Raw genomic sequence first — 18,108 nt, 5'->3', positions numbered from 1 at the left:
GGTGGCGATCGTTGTCTTGTCGTTTCCGACGAAGGGGAGCGGGCGGGCGGCCGTCAGCAGGGGCGCTTGCGGAGCTCCATCACGTAGTCGTGCGGAGCGCCGGCCGACTCGGCGGCGTCGGCGATCTCGCCCAGGTGACGGGCGGAGGGCAGACCGCCCTCGTACGCGTTCAGAGCGAAGGCCCAGGCCGATTCCTCACCGTCCAGGGTGTGGACCCGTACGCGCGTACGGCGGTAGATGTCGAGGCCCACGCCCTCCCAGCGGTCGAGGGAATCCTCGTCCATCGGGGCGATGTCGTACAGGGAGACGAAGACCTGGGAGAGCGGGTCCTCCACGATCGTGGGCAGCGCGCCCTCCCAGCCCATGTGCTCACCGCCGAAGGTCAGTCGCCATCCGTTCAGCCAGCCGGTGGCGCGCAGCGGCGAGTGCGGGGCGCGGCGGGACATCAGCCGCGCGTCGAGGTTGCCGGCGTACGCGGCGTAGAGCGACATGGGGGAAGGGTACGGCAGGCGGCCCCGGCGTCACTGTCGTAACAACCGGCGCTGCGGCGGGGCCCCGGGGCGGTGGCACCGTGGGCGGTGCGGGACAATGGAGTACGTGACTCGGATCGTGATCATCGGTGGCGGACCCGGCGGATACGAAGCGGCCCTGGTGGCCGCTCAACTCGGCGCGGAGGTGACCGTCGTGGACAGCGACGGTCTGGGCGGGGCGTCGGTGCTCACCGACTGCGTGCCGTCGAAGACCCTGATCGCCACGGCCGAGGTGATGACCACCTTCGACTCCTCCTACGAGGAGCTGGGGATCATCGTCGCCGACGACACCCCGCACGTCGAGCAGGCCGCCCGGGTGGTGGGTGTGGACCTGGGCAAGGTCAACCGGCGTGTGAAGCGGCTGGCGCTCGCCCAGTCGCACGACATCACCGCCTCCGTGACCCGTGCGGGGGCGCGCGTCATGCGCGGGCGCGGGCGGCTGGAGGGCATGCAGGCGCTCGACGGGTCGCGCAAGGTCGTGGTGCGCACCGTCGACGGGAGCGAGGAGACGCTGACGGCTGACGCCGTGCTCATCGCCACCGGTGGGCACCCCCGTGAGCTGCCCGACGCCCTGCCCGACGGTGAGCGGATCCTGAACTGGACCCAGGTGTACGACCTCGACGAGCTCCCGGAGGAGCTGATCGTGGTCGGGTCCGGTGTGACGGGTGCCGAGTTCGCCGGTGCCTACCAGGCGCTGGGGTCGAGGGTGACGCTGGTGTCGTCGCGCGACCGCGTGCTGCCGGGCGAGGACCCGGACGCCGCCGCCGTGCTGGAGGACGTCTTCCGGCGGCGCGGCATGAACGTCATGGGGCGTTCCCGGGCGCAGTCCGCCAAGCGGGTCGGGGACCGGGTCGAGGTGACCCTCGCCGACGGGCGGGTCATCACCGGCTCGCACTGCCTCATGGCCGTCGGTGCCGTGCCCAACACCGCGGGCATGGGGCTGGAGGACGCCGGGGTCCGGCTGCGCGAGTCCGGTCACATCTGGACCGACAAGGTCTCGCGCACGACCGCTCCGGGCGTGTACGCGGCCGGTGACGTGACCGGCGTGTTCGCCCTCGCCTCCGTGGCCGCCATGCAGGGCCGCATCGCCATGTACCACTTCCTGGGCGACGCCGTGGCCCCGCTGAACCTCAAGACGGTCTCGTCGAACGTCTTCACCGACCCGGAGATCGCCACCGTCGGCTACACCCAGGCCGACGTCGACGGCGGGAAGATCGACGCCCGGTCCGTGAAGCTGCCGCTGCTGCGCAACCCGCGGGCGAAGATGCAGGGCATCCGCGACGGCTTCGTCAAGATTTTCTGCCGGCCGGGCACGGGCATCGTGGTGGGCGGTGTCGTCGTGGCGCCGCGCGCCTCGGAACTGATCCACCCGATCTCGATCGCGGTCGACAACAATCTGACAGTCGAACAGATCGCGAAGGCGTTCACCGTCTACCCCTCCCTGTCGGGCTCGATCGCCGAGGTGGCACGGCAGTTGCACACCCGTAAGGAGAGCGGCGAGGGCTGAGGCCGAAACCGGCTCCTCCCTGGTCGCGGGGAGTATTCGACCATGCGTACGGCATAGGCGGCGGAACTAGGCTCTATACCACTTCCTGCTACCCGGTGCGAACATCTTCTGCTATTCAGCGCAAACTGCTGAAAGCAGACGGTCGCTGGCGTTACTGTCAGTTTCGTGTTCGCTGCAGAACGTCGCCAATTGATCCTCGAAATGGTGCGAGCGAACGGGGCCGTGTCGCTCCGTGAGCTCGCCCGCGTCGTCCAGACCTCCGAAGTGACCGTACGGCGGGACGTGCGCGCGCTGGAGGCAGAAGGACTCCTCGACCGCCGGCACGGCGGTGCGGTACTGCCGGGCGGTTTCACGCGGGAGTCCGGCTTTCCGCAGAAGTCTCATCTCGCGACCGCCGAGAAGACCGCCATCGCCGACCTCGCCGCGAATTTCGTGGAAGAGGGGGAGGCCATCGTGGTCGGGGCGGGTACGACGACCCAGGAGCTGGCCCGAAGGCTCGCCCGGGTGCCCGGGCTCACCGTCGTCACCAACTCCCTCCTCGTCGCCCAGGCGTTGGCCCACGCCAACCGGGTCGAGGTCGTGATGACCGGCGGTACGCTCCGCGGTTCGAACTACGCCCTGGTCGGGAGTGGTGCGGAGCAGTCCCTGCACGGGCTGCGGGTGTCGCGGGCGTTCCTGTCCGGGAGCGGGCTGACCGCCGAACGCGGGCTGTCCACGTCCAACATGCTGTCGGCGTCCGTCGACCGGGCGCTGGTGCAGGCGGCGGCGGAGGTCGTGGTCCTCGCGGACCACACCAAGCTCGGCACCGACACCATGTTCCAGACCGTGCCGACGGATCTCATCACACGCCTGGTCACGGACGAGCCGCCCGCGCATGACGACCGTGCCGCCACGGAACTCCAGGCGCTCGCCGACCAGGGCGTACAGATCGCTGTCGCCGGGGGCCAAGGGGGCTCTGCCGGAGCGGGGGCGGGGGGCCCGGGGGGTGATTCCGTCCCGGCGCGCCAGCAGCGCCGGGACGTGCCGTTGCCCGGGCCTCGACGGCAGGTGCCAGGGACCGGGGGCCAGTTGCGGCCCGCCTCGATGCTGGGTGAGCAGAGTCCCGGGGCGGAGCGGGCGCGGGTGGCGGATCTCCGGCGGCGCTGACGCCGGCCGCCGGGCACTCGGCTTCGGGTGCTCGGGCGGGTGGGTGCGCACCCCGGCGCGAGGAGGCGCCGCCGCGCCCGCCCTCGCCCGGGCTCTCGGCACGGTCCGAGCAGCGGGGCACCCCATCGCCCCAGGACGACCCTCGACACGTCCCATCCGCGGTACACGGGTGCGGGCGTGTCGTGACGCCGACGGCGCGGCCCCGATCCGGGGCCGCGCCGTCGGTGTTGTCCGTCCGGACTCGGACGTCAGTCCTTGATCTCGCAGATGGCGGCGCCCGACGTCACCGACGCGCCGATCTCCGCGCTCAGGCCCTTGATGGTGCCCGACCTGTGCGCGTTCAGGGGCTGCTCCATCTTCATGGCCTCCAGGACGACGATCAGGTCACCCTCCTTGACCTCCTGGCCCTCCTCCACGGCGACCTTGACGATGGTGCCCTGCATCGGGGAGGTCAGGGTGTCACCGGACGCCACGGGGCCCGACTTCTTCGCCGCCCGGCGCTTCGGCTTGGCGCCCGCCGCGAGACCCGTACGGGCCAGGGACATGCCCAGCGACGACGGCAGGGAGACCTCCAGGCGCTTGCCGCCGACCTCGACGACGACCGTCTCGCGGCCCGGCTCCTCGTCCGCCTCCGCATCGGCCGGTGCGGTGAACGGCTTGATCTCGTTGACGAACTCCGTCTCGATCCAGCGGGTGTGCACCGTGAACGGGTCGGACGAGTCCGTGAGCTCGGGCGCGAACGCCGGGTCCTTCACCACCGCGCGGTGGAACGGGATCGCCGTCGCCATGCCCTCGACCTGGAACTCCTCCAGCGCGCGGGCGGCCCGCTGGAGGGCCTCCTTGCGGGTGCGGCCGGTGACGATCAGTTTGGCCAGCAGGGAGTCCCACGCCGGGCCGATGACCGAGCCGGACTCCACACCCGCGTCCAGACGAACACCCGGGCCGGACGGCGGGGCGAACGTCGTGACGGTGCCGGGAGCCGGGAGGAAGTTGCGGCCCGGGTCCTCGCCGTTGATGCGGAACTCGAAGGAGTGGCCGCGCAGCTCCGGGTCGCCGTAGCCGAGCTCCTCGCCGTCGGCGATGCGGAACATCTCCCGCACGAGGTCGATACCGGCGACCTCCTCGGTGACCGGGTGCTCCACCTGGAGACGGGTGTTGACCTCCAGGAAGGAGATCGTGCCGTCGAGGCCGACGAGGAACTCGACCGTGCCGGCGCCGACGTAGCCGGCCTCCTTCAGGATCGCTTTGGAGGCCGAGTACAGCTGCTCCACCTGCGCGTCGGACAGGAAGGGGGCCGGGGCCTCCTCCACCAGCTTCTGGTGCCGGCGCTGGAGGGAGCAGTCACGGGTGGAGACGACCACCACGTTGCCGTGCTGGTCGGCCAGGCACTGGGTCTCCACGTGCCGCGGCTTGTCCAGGTACCGCTCGACGAAGCACTCGCCCCGGCCGAAGGCGGCGACGGCCTCGCGGACCGCCGAGTCGTACAGCTCCGGCACCTCTTCGAGGGTGCGGGCGACCTTCAGACCACGACCGCCACCACCGAAGGCGGCCTTGATCGCGATCGGCAGGCCGTGCTCCTCTGCGAACGCGACGACCTCCTCGGCGCCGGACACCGGGTCGGGCGTGCCGGCCACCAGCGGGGCACCGGCACGCTGCGCGATGTGCCGGGCGGCGACCTTGTCGCCGAGGTCGCGGATCGCCTGCGGCGGCGGGCCGATCCAGATCAGGCCCGCGTCCAGGACCGCCTGCGCGAACTCGGCGTTCTCCGAGAGGAAGCCGTAGCCGGGGTGGATCGCGTCCGCGCCCGACTCGCGGGCGGCGCCCAGCACCTTCTCGATGTCGAGGTAGCTGGTGCCCGGGGTGTCACCGCCCAGGGCGAACGCCTCATCCGCCGCGCGGACATGCAGAGCGTCCCGGTCCGGGTCGGCGTAGACGGCCACGCTCGCGATACCGGCATCCCGGCAGGCCCGGGCCACGCGGACAGCGATTTCGCCACGGTTGGCGATGAGCACCTTGCGCACGATTGAGGCTCCCTCCTTGAAACAAGCCGAGTTTAGGGACTGCCGACACGGCACTACGACCCGTCCCCAGTGGTGAGCTTGCCCACACGGAGCGTGATGCGTGGCTCGCTCGACCCGCGTAATCCCTTGCCGCACCGCGGTACGCAGTACTCCTGCCGGAAACCCTAGCCTTCTCCTGTGGCCAAGGTCTCTGTCATCACGTGCTGCGGGCCACTCGGTTTCTTTGTCGAGTCCCTACGAATGGCCCAATGATTCTTTGCCCCCCGCCGGACTCTTGTCCCCACGTTTACCGGTTAGTAGCGTTCGCGATGTCTCGTACGTACGAGGGTAAGAGGGTGGGCCCGGTGATCCGCAGGCCGGTGGCGTGGGTCTTGGCGGTGGCGCTGTTCGCGGAGGCGTTCGGTGTCGCGGCACTCAACTGGTTCCTGGGGACGGTCGTGGACCGGCAGGACATGTCGCTGGCCGGACTGGACCCCCACGTGATGTCGGTGTCGTCGAAGATCGGCGGGATCGCCTTCGGCCTCTACTTCGCGCTGTGCGGCCTGGTCGCCCTGCTGGTGGCACTGCGGAACCGGCCCCCGGCGGGCTTCGGACGCGTGCTGCTGATCAGCGCGGCCGTCGTGCACGGGCTGCTGGGCGCGTTCACCTGGGGGCTCGTCGGCTGGACCGCGTTCCTGTTCATGGTGCTGTTGCTCGCCCTGATCGTGCTGCTGCTGATGGTGTACGACCGCCCGGCCGGGCCCGCCGACGCCGCGCCCGCGGGCGGCACGAGCGGCGACGGGTCCCCGGTCACTTCTCCGCCGGCGCCCACAACTCCGTGATGCCGACGCCCAGTTCGGCCAGCAGTCGCCGGACCAGGGGCAGGCTGATGCCGATGACGTTGCCGTGGTCGCCGTCGATGCCGTCGATGAACGGCGCCGAGCGGCCGTCCAGGGTGAACGCCCCGGCCACGTAGAGAGGTTCGCCGGAGGCGACGTAGGCGGCGATCTCCTCGTCGGTGGGCTCGCCGAAGTGGACGACCGTGGAGGCGGTGGCGGACACGTAGCGGCCGGTGAGCGTGTCGTAGACGCAGTGGCCGGTCTGGAGGGTGCCGGCCCGGCCGCGCATCGCCTTCCAGCGGGCGGTGGCCTCCTCGGCGTCCGCGGGCTTGCCGAGAGCCCGGCCGTCCAGGTCGAGCACCGAGTCGCAGCCGATCACGAGCGCGCCCTTGGTCTCCGGCCGGGCCGCCACGACGGAGGCCTTCGCCTCGGCCAGGGCCAGCGCGAGCTCGGCGGGGGTGGGGGCGGTGACGGCGTCCTCGTCGACGCCGCTCACGATCACCTCGGGGGCGAGGCCGGCCTGGCGGAGCAGTCCGAGCCGGGCGGGGGACTGGGAGGCGAGGACGAGTCGGCGACGCGGCTGATCTGTCATGCGTTCAGCGTATCGGCGTCACCCCGGGCGTCTCACCTCACGCCGATCACGATCATCGCCAGGACCATGGCCAGGGCCAGGAGAACGCTCAGCCGCCGCAGCATGTCCTGCGTGTCGCGCAGTTCTTCGGGCGGCTCGTTCTCGGGGTCGGACCACAGCATGACCCCAGCGTGCGGCCTGGCCCGGCGGGGCGCCTGAGTAGGGGTACTCAAATCGGCGCCCCGCGTGGTTGCGCAGGGCCGGTCTCACCCTGGCCAATAGGTGCGGCCCCACGCCGTCGGCCCCGGCTGGGGCAGGCGGTGGGCCGCGATGCGGGACGGGTCGGACCAGGAGTCGCGGGTGGCCGGCGCGCCGGGCGGCGCCGCCGCTGCCGCCGCGGCGCGGGCCCTGACCACCGCCAGGGCGGCGGCCAGCTCCTCGGGGGTCGGGTTGCCCCGTACGACCTTGATCGTCATGTGGGCCTCCTGGGCTCGCTGTCGGGCTAGAGGGGGATGTTGCCGTGCTTCTTCGGAGGCAGGGATTCCCGCTTCGTACGCAGTTGACGCAGTCCCCGTACGACGTGCCGACGGGTCTCGGACGGCAGGATCACGGCGTCGATGTAACCGCGCTCGGCCGCGACGTAGGGGTTGAGGAGGGCGTCCTCGTACTCCTGGATGAGCCGTGCCCGGACCGCCTCCAGGTCCTCCCCGGCCGCCTCGGCCTCGGCGATGGTGCGGCGGTGCAGGATGTTGACCGCGCCCTGGGCGCCCATGACGGCGATCTGGGCGGTGGGCCAGGCGAGGTTGAGGTCGGCGCCCAGGTGCTTGGAGCCCATGACGTCGTAGGCGCCGCCGAAGGCCTTGCGCGTGATGATCGTGATGAGCGGGACGGTCGCCTCGGCGTAGGCGTAGATCAGTTTGGCGCCGCGGCGGATGATGCCGTCGTGCTCCTGGTCGACGCCGGGCAGGAAGCCGGGGACGTCGACGAAGGTGATGACCGGGACGTTGAAGGCGTCGCAGGTCCGCACGAAGCGGGCGGCCTTCTCGCTGGCCTTGATGTCCAGGCAGCCGGCGAACTGCATCGGCTGGTTGGCGACGATGCCGACCGGGCGGCCCTCGACCCGGCCGAACCCGGTGACGATGTTCGGCGCGTACAGCGGCTGCGTCTCGAAGAACTCGGCGTCGTCCAGGACGTGCTCGATCACCGTGTGCATGTCGTACGGCTGGTTCGCGCTGTCCGGGACGATCGCGTCCAGCTCGCGGTCCTCGTCACCGACCTCCAGGTCCGCCTCCTCCGCGAAGACCGGCGCCTCGGAGAGGTTGTTGGACGGCAGGTACGACAGCAGCTGCTTGATGTACTCGATGGCGTCCTTCTCGTCGCCCGCCATGTGGTGGGCGACTCCCGAGGTCGCGTTGTGGGTCCTCGCGCCGCCCAGCTCCTCGAAGCCGACGTCCTCGCCGGTGACCGTCTTGATGACGTCGGGGCCGGTGATGAACATGTGCGAGGTCTGGTCGACCATGACCGTGAAGTCGGTGATGGCCGGGGAGTAGACCGCGCCGCCCGCGCACGGTCCGACGACCAGGCTGATCTGCGGGATCACGCCGGAGGCGTGGGTGTTGCGGCGGAAGATCTCGCCGTAGGCGCCCAGCGAGGCCACACCCTCCTGGATGCGGGCGCCGCCGGAGTCGTTGATGCCGATGACCGGGCAGCCGGTCTTCAGGGCGAAGTCCATGACCTTGACGATCTTCTGGCCGTAGACCTCGCCGAGGGCACCGCCGAAGACGGTGAAGTCCTGGGAGAACACGGCGACCGGGCGGCCGTCGACGGTGCCGTACCCGGTGACGACCCCGTCGCCGTACGGGCGGTTCTTGTCGAGGCCGAAGTTGCTGGAGCGGTGCCGGGCGAACTCGTCGAGTTCGACGAAGGAGCCCTCGTCGAGCAGGAGCTCGATCCGCTCACGGGCCGTCAGTTTGCCCTTGGCGTGCTGCTTCTCGACGGCACGTGCGGAGCCGGCGTGTGTCGCTTCCTCGATGCGTCGCTTCAGATCCGCGAGCTTGCCCGCGGTCGTGTGAATGTCGGGCTGCTGCTGCTCTTCCGGCTCGGACATCGGGATGTGGCTCCCTGCCTGCTCAAAAGGGGGGACGGTTACTCATCCGTAGAGTAGTGGGGTGCCTCCGCATCGGCAGTGCGGCGTTTACCACACCTAGGGTGGCTTGCATGACGCCGCGAGATGCATCAGAGCCGAACGGAAGCCGGTGGTCGGACCTGGACCGTCCGCCCCTCAACATCACCGCACTGCGCCGGGGTCTGGTACGGCAGGGAGGGCTGTGGTCGAAGGTGGACGTGGTGCAGCGCACCGGCTCCACCAACTCCGATCTGGTGGCGCGGGCGGCGAAGGGCGAGGCGGCCGAGGGCGCGGTGCTGGTCGCCGAGGAGCAGACGGCGGGCCGCGGCCGCCTCGACCGGCAGTGGACGGCACCGCCCCGCTCCGGCCTCTTCTTCTCCGTCCTGCTCGCGCCGAGCGAGGTGCCGGTGGCGCGCTGGGGGTGGCTGCCGCTGCTGACCGGGGTCGCGGTGGCGACGGGGCTGTCCCGGGCGGCGGGCGTGGACACGGCCCTGAAGTGGCCGAACGATCTGCTGGTCACGGTGAGGGGAGCCGAACGCAAGGCCGGCGGGATCCTGGCCGAGCGGGCCGGCGACGACGGGGTGGTCATCGGGGTCGGCGTCAACGTCTCCCTCAGGGACGACGAACTGCCCGTGCCGACGGCGGGTTCGCTGGCGCTGGCCGGGGCGGTGAGCACGGACCGGGACCCGCTGCTGCGGGGCGTGCTGCGCTCACTGGAGGACTGGTACGGCAAGTGGCGTGCCGCCGACGGCGACGCGGGGATCTGCGGGTTGCACGAGGCATATGCGGCCGGCTGTGCGACGCTCGGGCGAGTGGTGCGAGCGGAGTTGCCGGGGGACCGGGCGGTCGTGGGGGAGGCGGTGGCTGTGGACGGGGACGGGCGGTTGGTGCTCGCCACCGCGGAGGGAGTACAGGAGCCGGTCGGCGCCGGGGACATCGTGCACCTGAGGCCGGCGTGAGCTGAGGCCGGGTGGGGCCGGGACCCGGCGGCACGCATGCCCGCAGCTGCGGCTGAGACCGGACGAGGGCCGGGTGCCTCCAGGCCGTCCGGCGATCGAGCACGAGGCCGGTCGGGCCGAAGCGGGGGCCAGGGGCGGCAGCCCCCGGTGGGCCGCGGCACCGACGCCGGGCGGCCGGCAAACGCCGGGCATCTCACCCGTCGGCTCAACCAGCGGAGTGAGCTGGCGCACACCTGCCGTAGAGTTGAGGCCGGTCGATACATGACCGTGACAGATCGGAAGGGCAACACGCGTGACCGTCGACGACTCGGGTTCCGGCGAGGACGCGCAGGGCGCCGACTCCGGCGAGGATCCGCTCGCCCTGCGCCTCGAAGGGCTCATCCTGGGCGCCGAGCGCCGCTACACCCCGTTCCAGGCGGCCCGCAGCGCCGGCGTCTCCATGGAGCTGGCCTCCCGCTTCTGGCGGGCCATGGGCTTCGCCGACATCGGCCAGGCCAAGGCCCTCACCGAGGCGGACGTCCTCGCGCTGCGGCGTCTCGCCGGTCTCGTCGAGGCGGGGCTGCTGAGCGAGGCGATGGCCGTGCAGGTGGCCCGGTCCACGGGGCAGACCACCGCGCGGCTCGCCGAGTGGCAGATCGATTCCTTCCTGGAGGGCCTGACCGAGCCGCCCGAGCCGGGCATGACCCGCACCGAGGTGACGTACCCGATCGTCGAGCTGCTCCTGCCCGAGCTGGAGGAGTTCCTGGTCTACGTCTGGCGCCGGCAGCTCGCCGCGTCGGCCGGGCGGGTCGTGCAGGCGGCCGACGACGAGGAGATGGTCGACCGGCGTCTCGCCGTCGGCTTCGCCGACCTGGTCGGGTTCACGCGGCTGACCCGCCGCATGGAGGAGGAGGAGCTCGGCGAGCTGGTCGAGGCCTTCGAGACCACGGCCGCCGACCTGGTGGCCGCGAACGGCGGGCGGCTAATCAAGACCCTCGGCGACGAGGTGCTGTACGCCGCCGACGACGCGGGTACGGCCGCGGAGATCGCCCTGCGGCTGATCGAGACCATGGCGCACGACGAGACGATGCCGGAACTGCGTGTCGGCATGGCGTTCGGCACGGTGACCACCCGTATGGGCGATGTGTTCGGTACGACCGTGAACCTGGCCTCCCGGCTCACCTCGATAGCTCCGAAGGACGCCGTCCTCGTCGACACCGCCTTCGCCGAGGAGCTGATCCGTACGCAGGACGCCCCGACCTCGGAGGCGGAGGCGGCCGAGGAGGCCGCGGCGGCGGAGAAGGAAGGCGAGGAACCCCCCGTGTACCGGTTCGGGCTCCAGCCGATGTGGCAGCGGCCCGTGCGTGGGCTGGGCGTCGTGGAGCCGTGGCTGCTCACCCGGCGGGACGGCGCGCTGTAGCCGATGGTCCGAGGCGTCACCGGTGGCCGAGGGGCGAGTCCACACAGAGGCCGATGACCGGCACGCACAGGCCCGGGTCCTGCGGCTTCGCAGGAGCCTCGGGCCGGGGTGCCGGGGTGGGTGCGGTCCGGCTCGGCCGTGCGGACGGGGCTGGTGCCGGGCGTGGGGCGTCGCCCTGCGACGCCGTCGGCGCCGGGTCCGGGGTGTTGGGCGTGTCGGGAATGGTCGTGGGTGCGGGGCCGGTGGCCGGGGCGCCCGCGGAGGTGCCGGCCGTGGTGGACGGGGGCTGCTGTGGCCCCCCGGTGGCCGGGGAGGGGGGCAGGTCGCCCAGGGGTGTGGGTGACGAGGGGCTCGCCTCGGGCGCGGCCGGGAAGGCCGCGGCGGTGTGGGTGGTGTCATCGGGGGCGGTGGAGACCGGGTCCGGGCGGGGCCCGGCCGTGACGGGACCGGCGTCGGCGTCCGGACCGGAGGCCAGGCGCAGGAGGCTCAGGGCGCCGGTGGCCAAGGCGAGGCCGCCGACGGCGAGCAGGACCTTGCGGGGACGGGGCTTGCGGTGCCGGCCCCGGACGCGGGGAGCGAAGGGCCCGGTCTCGGCCGGGGCCGGGCCGAGGGGCCCGGGCGGCTCACGCCGGTGGGGTGCCGTGGTGCTCCCGATGTCTCCTCGCGGTCTCGCCGGCGTGTTCGTCGTCATCGTGTTCCCTCCCCGAAACGGTCCCTCCCCGAAGCACCTGCGCTCCCTGTGCGCCGTGGCGGACGCACGCTAAGCGCTCCCACGGGCGGTTGGGCCGGAGTCGGGGTGATGTCACTCGAACGGGTGGGCGGGGGCGGAAGGGGAACCGGACGCGTCCGGCCTTTCGCGGGTGAGGTGCGGCTGCGATGATCTGAGCGTCTTGTTAACCCGCGTTAACCGGAGGGTGTCATGAGTGAGGAACGGTTCGGGGAGTTCGTGGTGGTGCGGCGGCACGAGCAGGGGCATGTCGCGGAGCTCGTCCTCGACCGGCCCAAGGCCATGAACGCGGTGTCGACCCAGATGGCGCGGTCCATCGCCGAGGCGTGCACGGCCCTGGGGGAGGACCGGGACGTCCGGGTGGTCGTGCTCACCTCGACGCACGAGCGCGCCTTCTGTGTCGGGGCCGACCTGAAGGAGCGGAACTCGTTCAGCGACGCGGATCTGCTGCGCCAGCGGCCGGTGACGCGGGGGGCGTACACCGGGGTGCTGGAGCTGCCGGTGCCGACGGTGGCGGCGGTGCACGGGTTCGCGCTCGGCGGCGGATTCGAGCTGGCGCTGGCGTGTGACGTGATCGTGGCGGACCGGACGGCCGTGGTGGGGCTGCCGGAGGTCTCGGTCGGGGTGATTCCCGGGGGCGGGGGGACGCAGTTGCTGCCGCGACGGGTCGGGGCGGCCCGGGCGGCCGAGCTGATCTTCTCCGCGCGGCGGGTGGAGGCCGTGGAGGCGGGGGAGTTGGGGCTGGTCGACCAGGTGGTTCAGGAGGGACGCGACCGCGAGGAGGCGCTGGCGCTGGCGGCCCGGATCGCCGGGAACTCGCCGGTGGGGCTGCGGGCGGCGAAGCGGGCGTTGCGGCTCGGGCAGGGGCTGGACCTGCGGGCCGGGCTCGAGGTCGAGGACGCGGCGTGGCGGGCCACGGCGTTCTCGGGGGACCGGGCGGAGGGTGTCGCGGCCTTCAACGAGCGGCGCAAGCCGCAGTGGCCGGGAGAGTAGGGGACCGGAGCGGCGGCCCGGGCCGGAAAGGTCGTCCCCGTTCGCGTCGTAAACAGGTCAGTCTGGCTGGAAACTCCCTAGCCTGGAGTGATGGGTGAGGACAGACGGCTGGCGGCCGTCGTCGCATTGGCTCAGGGGATGGCGGCCGCGCACGGGTCGCGTGAGGCGTGGCGTGCGGCGGCCATCGGGGCGTGCCGGGCGCTGGGCGGGAGCTTCGCCGCGCTGTCGGTGTGGGAGCGGGAGCTCGGGCGGCTGAGGGTCCTCGTGAACGTCGGCGAACTGGCCGAGGGGGAGGAGGAGTTCCCCGAGGGCGAGGCCTATCCGGTGCACCAGTTCGCGGAGATCACCGAGTTCCTGCACGAGCAGTGGGCCGGTGGCGGGGAGCCCGACGCGTGGGTGGAGACCGCCGAGGGGCCCGCGGCCGGGCGGCGGCCCGGATACTGCCACCAGCGGGTGGCCGCCCTGCGGCGCCGGGGCCGCGGCTGCTGCGTGGTCGCGCCCATCGTGCTGCACGGGAGGGCCTGGGGCGAGCTGTACGTCGCCCGGCCGGTCGGCGAAGCCGTCTTCGGCCGGGGCGACGCCGACTTCGCCACCGTCCTGGCCTCCGTCGTGGCCGCCGGTATCGCCCAGACCGAGCGGCTGGAGGAGGTCCGGCGCCTCGCCTTCACCGACTCCCTCACCGGACTCGCCAACCGGCGTGCCGTGGACGTGCGCCTGGAGCAGGCGATCGAGCGGCATCGCGGTGACGGGGCCGTCGTCAGTCTCGTCGTCTGCGATCTGAACGGGCTCAAGCGGGTCAACGACACCCACGGGCACGCCGCCGGTGACCGGCTCCTGGAGCGGTTCGGCTCGGTGCTGTCACTGTGCGGGGCCATGCTGCCGGGGGCGCTGGCGGCGCGGCTCGGCGGGGACGAGTTCTGTCTGCTCGCGGTCGGGCCGCCCGCCGACCAGGTCGTGAAGGCAGCCGGCGAACTGTGCCGCCGGGCCGCCGAGCTGGAACTCGGGGACGGTGTGGCCTGCGGGGTCGCGTCCACCGGGGATCCGATCGGGCCCGTGCGCTCCGCCCGGCGGCTCTTCCGTCTCGCCGACGCCGCCCAGTACCGGGCCAAGGCCGAGCGGGCGAACCGGCCGGTCGTGGCCGGACGGGCCGGGCCGGACGATCCCGTCGTGCGGCTGGCGGACCAGCCGTCCCAGGAGGCGGGCGGTGAGCGCCGGAGGTTCCGGGGCCGGCAGGCGCCCTGACCGCGTGCCGGCGGTGTGACGCATTCGGTAAGGGGTGAACGCCGCCCCCAGTGGTGACATCATCGAATTCACTGCGTACGCTCCTGAATATGGATATGCACACTGTGGTGGTGGGGACGTCCGGGACGAGGGCCTCCGACGTGCTCGCCGTGGCGCGCGGCGGCGCCCGCGTCGAGCTCTCCGATGAGGCCGTGGCCGCCCTGGCCGCGGCCCGCGAGATCGTGGACGCACTGGCGGCCAAGCCGGACCCCGTGTACGGCGTGAGCACCGGCTTCGGCGCCCTGGCGACCCGGCACATCAACCCGGAGCTGCGCGCTCAGCTCCAGCGCAACATCGTCCGCTCGCACGCCGCCGGAATGGGTCCGGCCGTGGAGCGCGAAGTGGTCCGCGCCCTGATGTTCCTGCGGCTCAAGACCGTCTGCTCCGGGCACACCGGCGTACGGCCCGAGGTCGCGCAGACCATGGCCGACCTCCTCAACGCCCGGATCACCCCGGTCGTGCACGAGTACGGCTCCCTCGGCTGCTCCGGCGACCTCGCGCCGCTGTCCCACTGCGCCCTGGCGCTCATGGGCGAGGGCGACGCCGAGGGTCCCGACGGCGTCGTGCGCCCGGCCGCCGAACTCCTCGCCGCACACGGCATCCAGCCGGTCGAACTGCGCGAGAAGGAGGGCCTCGCCCTTCTCAACGGCACCGACGGCATGCTCGGCATGCTGGTGATGGCCGTGGCCGACCTGGAGAAGCTCTACCGGTCCGCCGACGTCACCGCCGCCCTGTCCCTGGAGGCCCTGCTCGGCACCGACAGGGTCCTCGCCCCCGAGCTGCACGCCATCCGCCCGCACCCGGGGCAGGCCGCCAGCGCCGCCAACATGCTGGCCGTGCTGAAGGGGTCGGGCCTGACCGGGCACCACCAGGACGACGCCCCGCGCGTCCAGGACGCCTACTCGGTGCGCTGCGCCCCGCAGGTCGCCGGCGCCGGGCGGGACACCATCACCCATGCCCGGCTGGTCGCCGACCGCGAGCTGGCGGCCGCCGTGGACAACCCCGTCGTCCTGCCCGACGGTCGGGTGGAGTCCAACGGCAACTTCCACGGGGCGCCCGTCGCCTACGTCCTGGACTTCCTCGCCATCGCCGCCGCCGACCTCGGCTCCATCGCCGAGCGGCGCACCGACCGGCTGCTCGACAAGAACCGCAGCCACGGCCTGCCGCCGTTCCTCGCCGACGACCCCGGTGTGGACTCGGGCCTGATGATCGCTCAGTACACACAGGCCGCGCTGGTGAGCGAACTGAAGCGGCTCGCCGTACCGGCGTCGGCCGACTCGATCCCGTCCTCCGCCATGCAGGAGGACCACGTCTCGATGGGCTGGTCGGCGGCGCGCAAGCTGCGCACGGCCGTCGACAACCTCACCCGCGTCATCGCCATCGAGCTCTACGCCGCCACGCGCGCCGTCGAGTTGCGCGAGGGGCTGACCCCGGCACCCGCGACGCGGGCGGTCGTCGACGCCCTACGGGAGGCGGGAGTTCAGGGCACCGGACCGGACCGGTTCCTCGCCCCCGACCTCGCCGCGGCGGACGCGTTCGTGCGGGACGGGCGGCTGCTGGCCGCCGTGGAGAAGATCACCGGGCCGCTCCAGTAGGGCGGCGGGGGCCCTGTCGCCGACGGGGCCCCGCGTCAACGACCGTCAGAAACCGAGCCGTTCCCGGCGGACCGAGTACACGACGAACCCGGCGCCCAGCGTCAGGCAGAAGGTCCCGCCGATCACGTACGGCGTGCTGTCGAAGCTGCCGGTGTCGGCGAGACGGGTGCCGGTGACGGAGGCGTCCGCGGTCGTGGCCGCGATCCGAGCCTGCTCCGTGACCTGCGGCGACGGGCTCGTCGAGACCGCGTCTCTCACCGGCGAGTCCGACGTCGCGTTCGCGGACGGGACGAACCACAGGGCGCCCAGCAGGGACGCCGCGGCGGTGGCGGTCAGCAACGGACGGCGAGCGGATGACACGGAATATCGATCCCCTTGTGGTACTGGCGAATTGGCCGTGTGGGGTGATGTTAGTGAAAGTCGCGGGTCACGGGAAAGTCACGGGAGGGCCTGGACGTACGCTCGCGCCATGAGCACTCCAGAGACATCACGTTATGTGCGGGTTCGGGTAGAAGTCGTTCTCGAGGTAGACGACGCGGACGCGGTCACCAAGGCCGCGCTGCGCCGGATCGCCGACGAGGCGGAGATGCCGGCGGCGGAACGGGCCCACGCCGAGGGCGCTGTGACGGAAGACACCGCGGAGGCCCTGGCGTACCTCGTGGACCCGTTCGACCTGGTCAGTCAGGTACCGGGGGTGGAGCTCCAGCAGGCCTCCTGGAGCAGCGAGCGGATCGACTACGACCCCGATTCGCCGGAGTGGGACCTCGACGAGGATGATGGCGACGACAACGACGGCTGAGCTGTTCGGGAAACTCGTGACCCCGGGCGGCAACCGCCGCCCGGGGTCTTCGCGTCTCAGGCGGCGCATCGACCGCACCGGTATCGACCGGCACCGTCCGTCACGGACGTGGTGATGCCCACACCTGCGCGACCTGGGGAACCGGTCGAACCGGTCGTAGCGTGGAACGTTCCGGACGAGGACTCATGGGTCCCCATGAGGGCACTCAGATGTGGCGGGGGCGCTCAGGTGTGACGGGGACACTCGGGGTTTTGGGGAAATCGGCAACGATGGAGAAGCGTGTGATGACGGTCAGTAAGCGGCGCAAGGGCCTGACGGTCGCGTCCGCACTGCTCGGCGGAGTGCTGATGCTCTCGGCCTGCTCCGGAGGCGACGACAGCGCCGGGAGCGACGGAGGCGACAGCTCCCAGTCGAAGGTCGACGAGGCGGCGGCGAAGAAGACCTCCGAGGCCCAGATCAAGATCACGCCCGAGGACGGTTCGGACAACGCCTCCATCAACAACTCCGCCACCGTCACCGTGAGCAAGGGCACGCTCACGGACGTGAAGATGACGACGTCGGAGGGCACCGAGGTCAGCGGCCAGATATCCGCCGACAAGACCAGCTGGAAGCCCACCACCCAGTTGGAGCGGTCCACCACCTACAAGCTGGCGGCCGAGGCGAAGGACTCCGACGGCCGCGTCGCCCATGAGAACGCCTCGTTCACCACGGTCTCCCCGGCCAACAGCTTCATCGGCAACTTCACGCCGGACGACGGCACCACCGTGGGCGTCGGCATGCCGGTCTCGATCAACTTCGACAAGGCGATCACCAACAAGGCCGCCGTCCAGAAGGGCGTCAAGGTCAGCACGACCGGCGGCCAGGAGGTCGCCTGTCACTGGTTCAACGCCAACCGCATGGACTGCCGGCCCGAGGACTACTGGAAGGAAGGCTCCACCGTCACGCTGAAGCTCGCGCTCGACGGTGTCGAGGGGGCCAAGGGCGTCTTCGGCGTCCAGCAGAAGACGGTCACCTTCAAGATCGGCCGCAACCAGGTCTCGTACGTGGACGCGAAGACCAAGCAGATGAAGATCACGCGGAACGGCAAGGTCGTCCGCACGATCCCGATCTCCGCCGGCTCGCCCGAGAACAAGACCTACGAGGGCATCATGGTGATGTCCGAGAAGTTCAAGGAGACGCGCATGAACGGCGCGACCGTGGGCTTCACGGACGACGACGGCAAGGGCGAGTACGACATCAAGGACGTGCCGCACGCCATCCGCCTCTCCAGCTCGGGCACGTTCATCCACGGCAACTACTGGGGCGCGAAGTCCATCTTCGGCAGCGTCAACACGAGCCACGGCTGCGTGGGCCTGCAGGACGCCAAGGGTGCCAACGACCCGAACACACCGGGCGCGTGGTTCTACAACAACTCGATCCTCGGTGACGTCGTGGTCGTCGAGAACACCGGCGACAAGACGATCGCGCCGGACAACGGTCTCAACGGCTGGAACATGAGCTGGGCCGACTGGAAGGCCGGCTCGGCGGTCTGACCACTCGCCGGTTCCACTGACGAAAGGGCCGCCGCCCACCCCCGCCGGGGGGTGGGCGGCGGCCCTTTCGTCTCTTCTCGTCCGGCTTCGTGCGCGGTTCAATCC

The 18,108-nt window shown here is 71.7% G+C and carries 18 protein-coding genes; 10 read left to right on the top strand and 8 right to left on the bottom strand.

Features of this window, described 5'->3' with window-relative positions; genetic code table 11:
• Nucleotides 1-53: 53 nt before the first annotated feature.
• Nucleotides 54-491, bottom strand: coding sequence for a gamma-glutamylcyclotransferase (locus tag ACIQHQ_RS16350; RefSeq protein WP_402612569.1), 438 nt, complete (start codon nt 489-491; stop codon nt 54-56).
• A 97-nt stretch (nt 492-588) separates the two neighbouring features.
• Here ACIQHQ_RS16350 and ACIQHQ_RS16345 point away from each other — a divergent pair, with 97 nt between their 5' ends.
• Entirely contained in the window at nt 589-2,037 is a 1,449-nt protein-coding gene (locus ACIQHQ_RS16345) for an NAD(P)H-quinone dehydrogenase (protein ID WP_402612567.1), read from the top strand.
• Between the two features lie 165 nt (nt 2,038-2,202).
• Nucleotides 2,203-3,183, top strand: coding sequence for a DeoR/GlpR family DNA-binding transcription regulator (locus tag ACIQHQ_RS16340; RefSeq protein WP_402612564.1), 981 nt, complete (start codon nt 2,203-2,205; stop codon nt 3,181-3,183).
• A 248-nt stretch (nt 3,184-3,431) separates the two neighbouring features.
• On the opposite strand, the gene ACIQHQ_RS16335 is transcribed toward ACIQHQ_RS16340, so the two are convergent.
• On the bottom strand, nt 3,432-5,204 hold the full coding sequence (locus tag ACIQHQ_RS16335) for an acetyl/propionyl/methylcrotonyl-CoA carboxylase subunit alpha (RefSeq protein ID WP_402612563.1): 1,773 nt from the start codon (nt 5,202-5,204) through the stop codon (nt 3,432-3,434).
• Between the two features lie 308 nt (nt 5,205-5,512).
• Here ACIQHQ_RS16335 and ACIQHQ_RS16330 point away from each other — a divergent pair, with 308 nt between their 5' ends.
• The gene (locus tag ACIQHQ_RS16330) at nt 5,513-6,025 is read left to right on the top strand and encodes a hypothetical protein (protein WP_402612562.1); all 513 of its coding nucleotides are present in this window, start codon (nt 5,513-5,515) and stop codon (nt 6,023-6,025) included.
• Here ACIQHQ_RS16330 and ACIQHQ_RS16325 read toward each other — a convergent pair.
• The 4 genes from ACIQHQ_RS16325 to ACIQHQ_RS16310 form a co-directional block, all read right to left on the bottom strand.
• Nucleotides 5,994-6,614 carry a Maf family protein gene (locus tag ACIQHQ_RS16325; RefSeq protein WP_402612561.1) on the bottom strand — a complete coding sequence of 207 codons (621 nt, stop codon included), beginning with the start codon at nt 6,612-6,614 and terminating at the stop codon, nt 5,994-5,996. The genes ACIQHQ_RS16330 and ACIQHQ_RS16325 overlap by 32 nt on opposite strands.
• Nucleotides 6,615-6,646: 32 nt before the next feature.
• Complete coding sequence (mmpB, locus tag ACIQHQ_RS16320; protein WP_107062905.1) at nt 6,647-6,775, bottom strand: morphogenic membrane protein MmpB; 129 nt, start codon at nt 6,773-6,775, stop codon at nt 6,647-6,649.
• An 84-nt stretch (nt 6,776-6,859) separates the two neighbouring features.
• Nucleotides 6,860-7,069 carry an acyl-CoA carboxylase epsilon subunit gene (locus ACIQHQ_RS16315; protein WP_402612560.1) on the bottom strand — a complete coding sequence of 70 codons (210 nt, stop codon included), beginning with the start codon at nt 7,067-7,069 and terminating at the stop codon, nt 6,860-6,862.
• Between the two features lie 26 nt (nt 7,070-7,095).
• Nucleotides 7,096-8,700 (bottom strand): acyl-CoA carboxylase subunit beta, encoded by a 1,605-nt coding sequence (locus tag ACIQHQ_RS16310; protein ID WP_402612558.1) that lies wholly within the window; start codon nt 8,698-8,700, stop codon nt 7,096-7,098.
• 110 nt (nt 8,701-8,810) lie between these two features.
• Between ACIQHQ_RS16310 and ACIQHQ_RS16305 the strand changes: the two genes are divergently transcribed.
• Both ACIQHQ_RS16305 and ACIQHQ_RS16300 read left to right on the top strand, forming a co-directional pair.
• Entirely contained in the window at nt 8,811-9,677 is an 867-nt protein-coding gene (locus ACIQHQ_RS16305) for a biotin--[acetyl-CoA-carboxylase] ligase (RefSeq protein ID WP_402612557.1), read from the top strand.
• A gap of 292 nt (nt 9,678-9,969) precedes the next feature.
• Nucleotides 9,970-11,076, top strand: a complete 1,107-nt coding sequence (locus ACIQHQ_RS16300; protein ID WP_402612556.1) for an adenylate/guanylate cyclase domain-containing protein — start codon at nt 9,970-9,972, stop codon at nt 11,074-11,076.
• Nucleotides 11,077-11,092: 16 nt separating this feature from the next.
• Here ACIQHQ_RS16300 and ACIQHQ_RS16295 read toward each other — a convergent pair whose 3' ends face one another.
• Complete coding sequence (locus ACIQHQ_RS16295; protein ID WP_402612555.1) at nt 11,093-11,767, bottom strand: hypothetical protein; 675 nt, start codon at nt 11,765-11,767, stop codon at nt 11,093-11,095.
• A gap of 228 nt (nt 11,768-11,995) precedes the next feature.
• On the opposite strand from ACIQHQ_RS16295, the gene ACIQHQ_RS16290 reads away from it, so the two are divergent.
• The 3 genes from ACIQHQ_RS16290 (at nt 11,996) to hutH (ending at nt 15,672) form a co-directional block, all read left to right on the top strand.
• On the top strand, nt 11,996-12,796 hold the full coding sequence (locus tag ACIQHQ_RS16290) for an enoyl-CoA hydratase/isomerase family protein (protein WP_402612554.1): 801 nt from the start codon (nt 11,996-11,998) through the stop codon (nt 12,794-12,796).
• 90 nt (nt 12,797-12,886) lie between these two features.
• Nucleotides 12,887-14,038 carry a diguanylate cyclase domain-containing protein gene (locus ACIQHQ_RS16285; RefSeq protein WP_402612553.1) on the top strand — a complete coding sequence of 384 codons (1,152 nt, stop codon included), beginning with the start codon at nt 12,887-12,889 and terminating at the stop codon, nt 14,036-14,038.
• Nucleotides 14,039-14,133: 95 nt separating this feature from the next.
• Complete coding sequence (gene hutH / locus ACIQHQ_RS16280) at nt 14,134-15,672, top strand: histidine ammonia-lyase (protein ID WP_402612698.1); 1,539 nt, start codon at nt 14,134-14,136, stop codon at nt 15,670-15,672.
• A 45-nt stretch (nt 15,673-15,717) separates the two neighbouring features.
• On the opposite strand, the gene ACIQHQ_RS16275 is transcribed toward hutH, so the two are convergent.
• Nucleotides 15,718-16,032, bottom strand: a complete 315-nt coding sequence (locus ACIQHQ_RS16275; RefSeq protein ID WP_390988049.1) for a hypothetical protein — start codon at nt 16,030-16,032, stop codon at nt 15,718-15,720.
• 109 nt (nt 16,033-16,141) lie between these two features.
• On the opposite strand from ACIQHQ_RS16275, the gene ACIQHQ_RS16270 reads away from it, so the two are divergent.
• Together ACIQHQ_RS16270 and ACIQHQ_RS16265 are read left to right on the top strand one after the other, a co-directional pair.
• Nucleotides 16,142-16,471 (top strand): hypothetical protein, encoded by a 330-nt coding sequence (locus ACIQHQ_RS16270; protein WP_402612552.1) that lies wholly within the window; start codon nt 16,142-16,144, stop codon nt 16,469-16,471.
• Between the two features lie 284 nt (nt 16,472-16,755).
• Nucleotides 16,756-18,003 carry an Ig-like domain-containing protein gene (locus tag ACIQHQ_RS16265; protein WP_402612550.1) on the top strand — a complete coding sequence of 416 codons (1,248 nt, stop codon included), beginning with the start codon at nt 16,756-16,758 and terminating at the stop codon, nt 18,001-18,003.
• Nucleotides 18,004-18,108: the final 105 nt, after the last annotated feature.

It is taken from the genome of Streptomyces sp. NPDC092370, assembly GCF_044755265.1.
Taxonomy (GTDB): domain Bacteria; phylum Actinomycetota; class Actinomycetes; order Streptomycetales; family Streptomycetaceae; genus Streptomyces.
The sequence above is the reverse complement of the archived record's forward strand: the minus strand, read 5'-3'. Positions and strand labels throughout refer to the sequence as shown.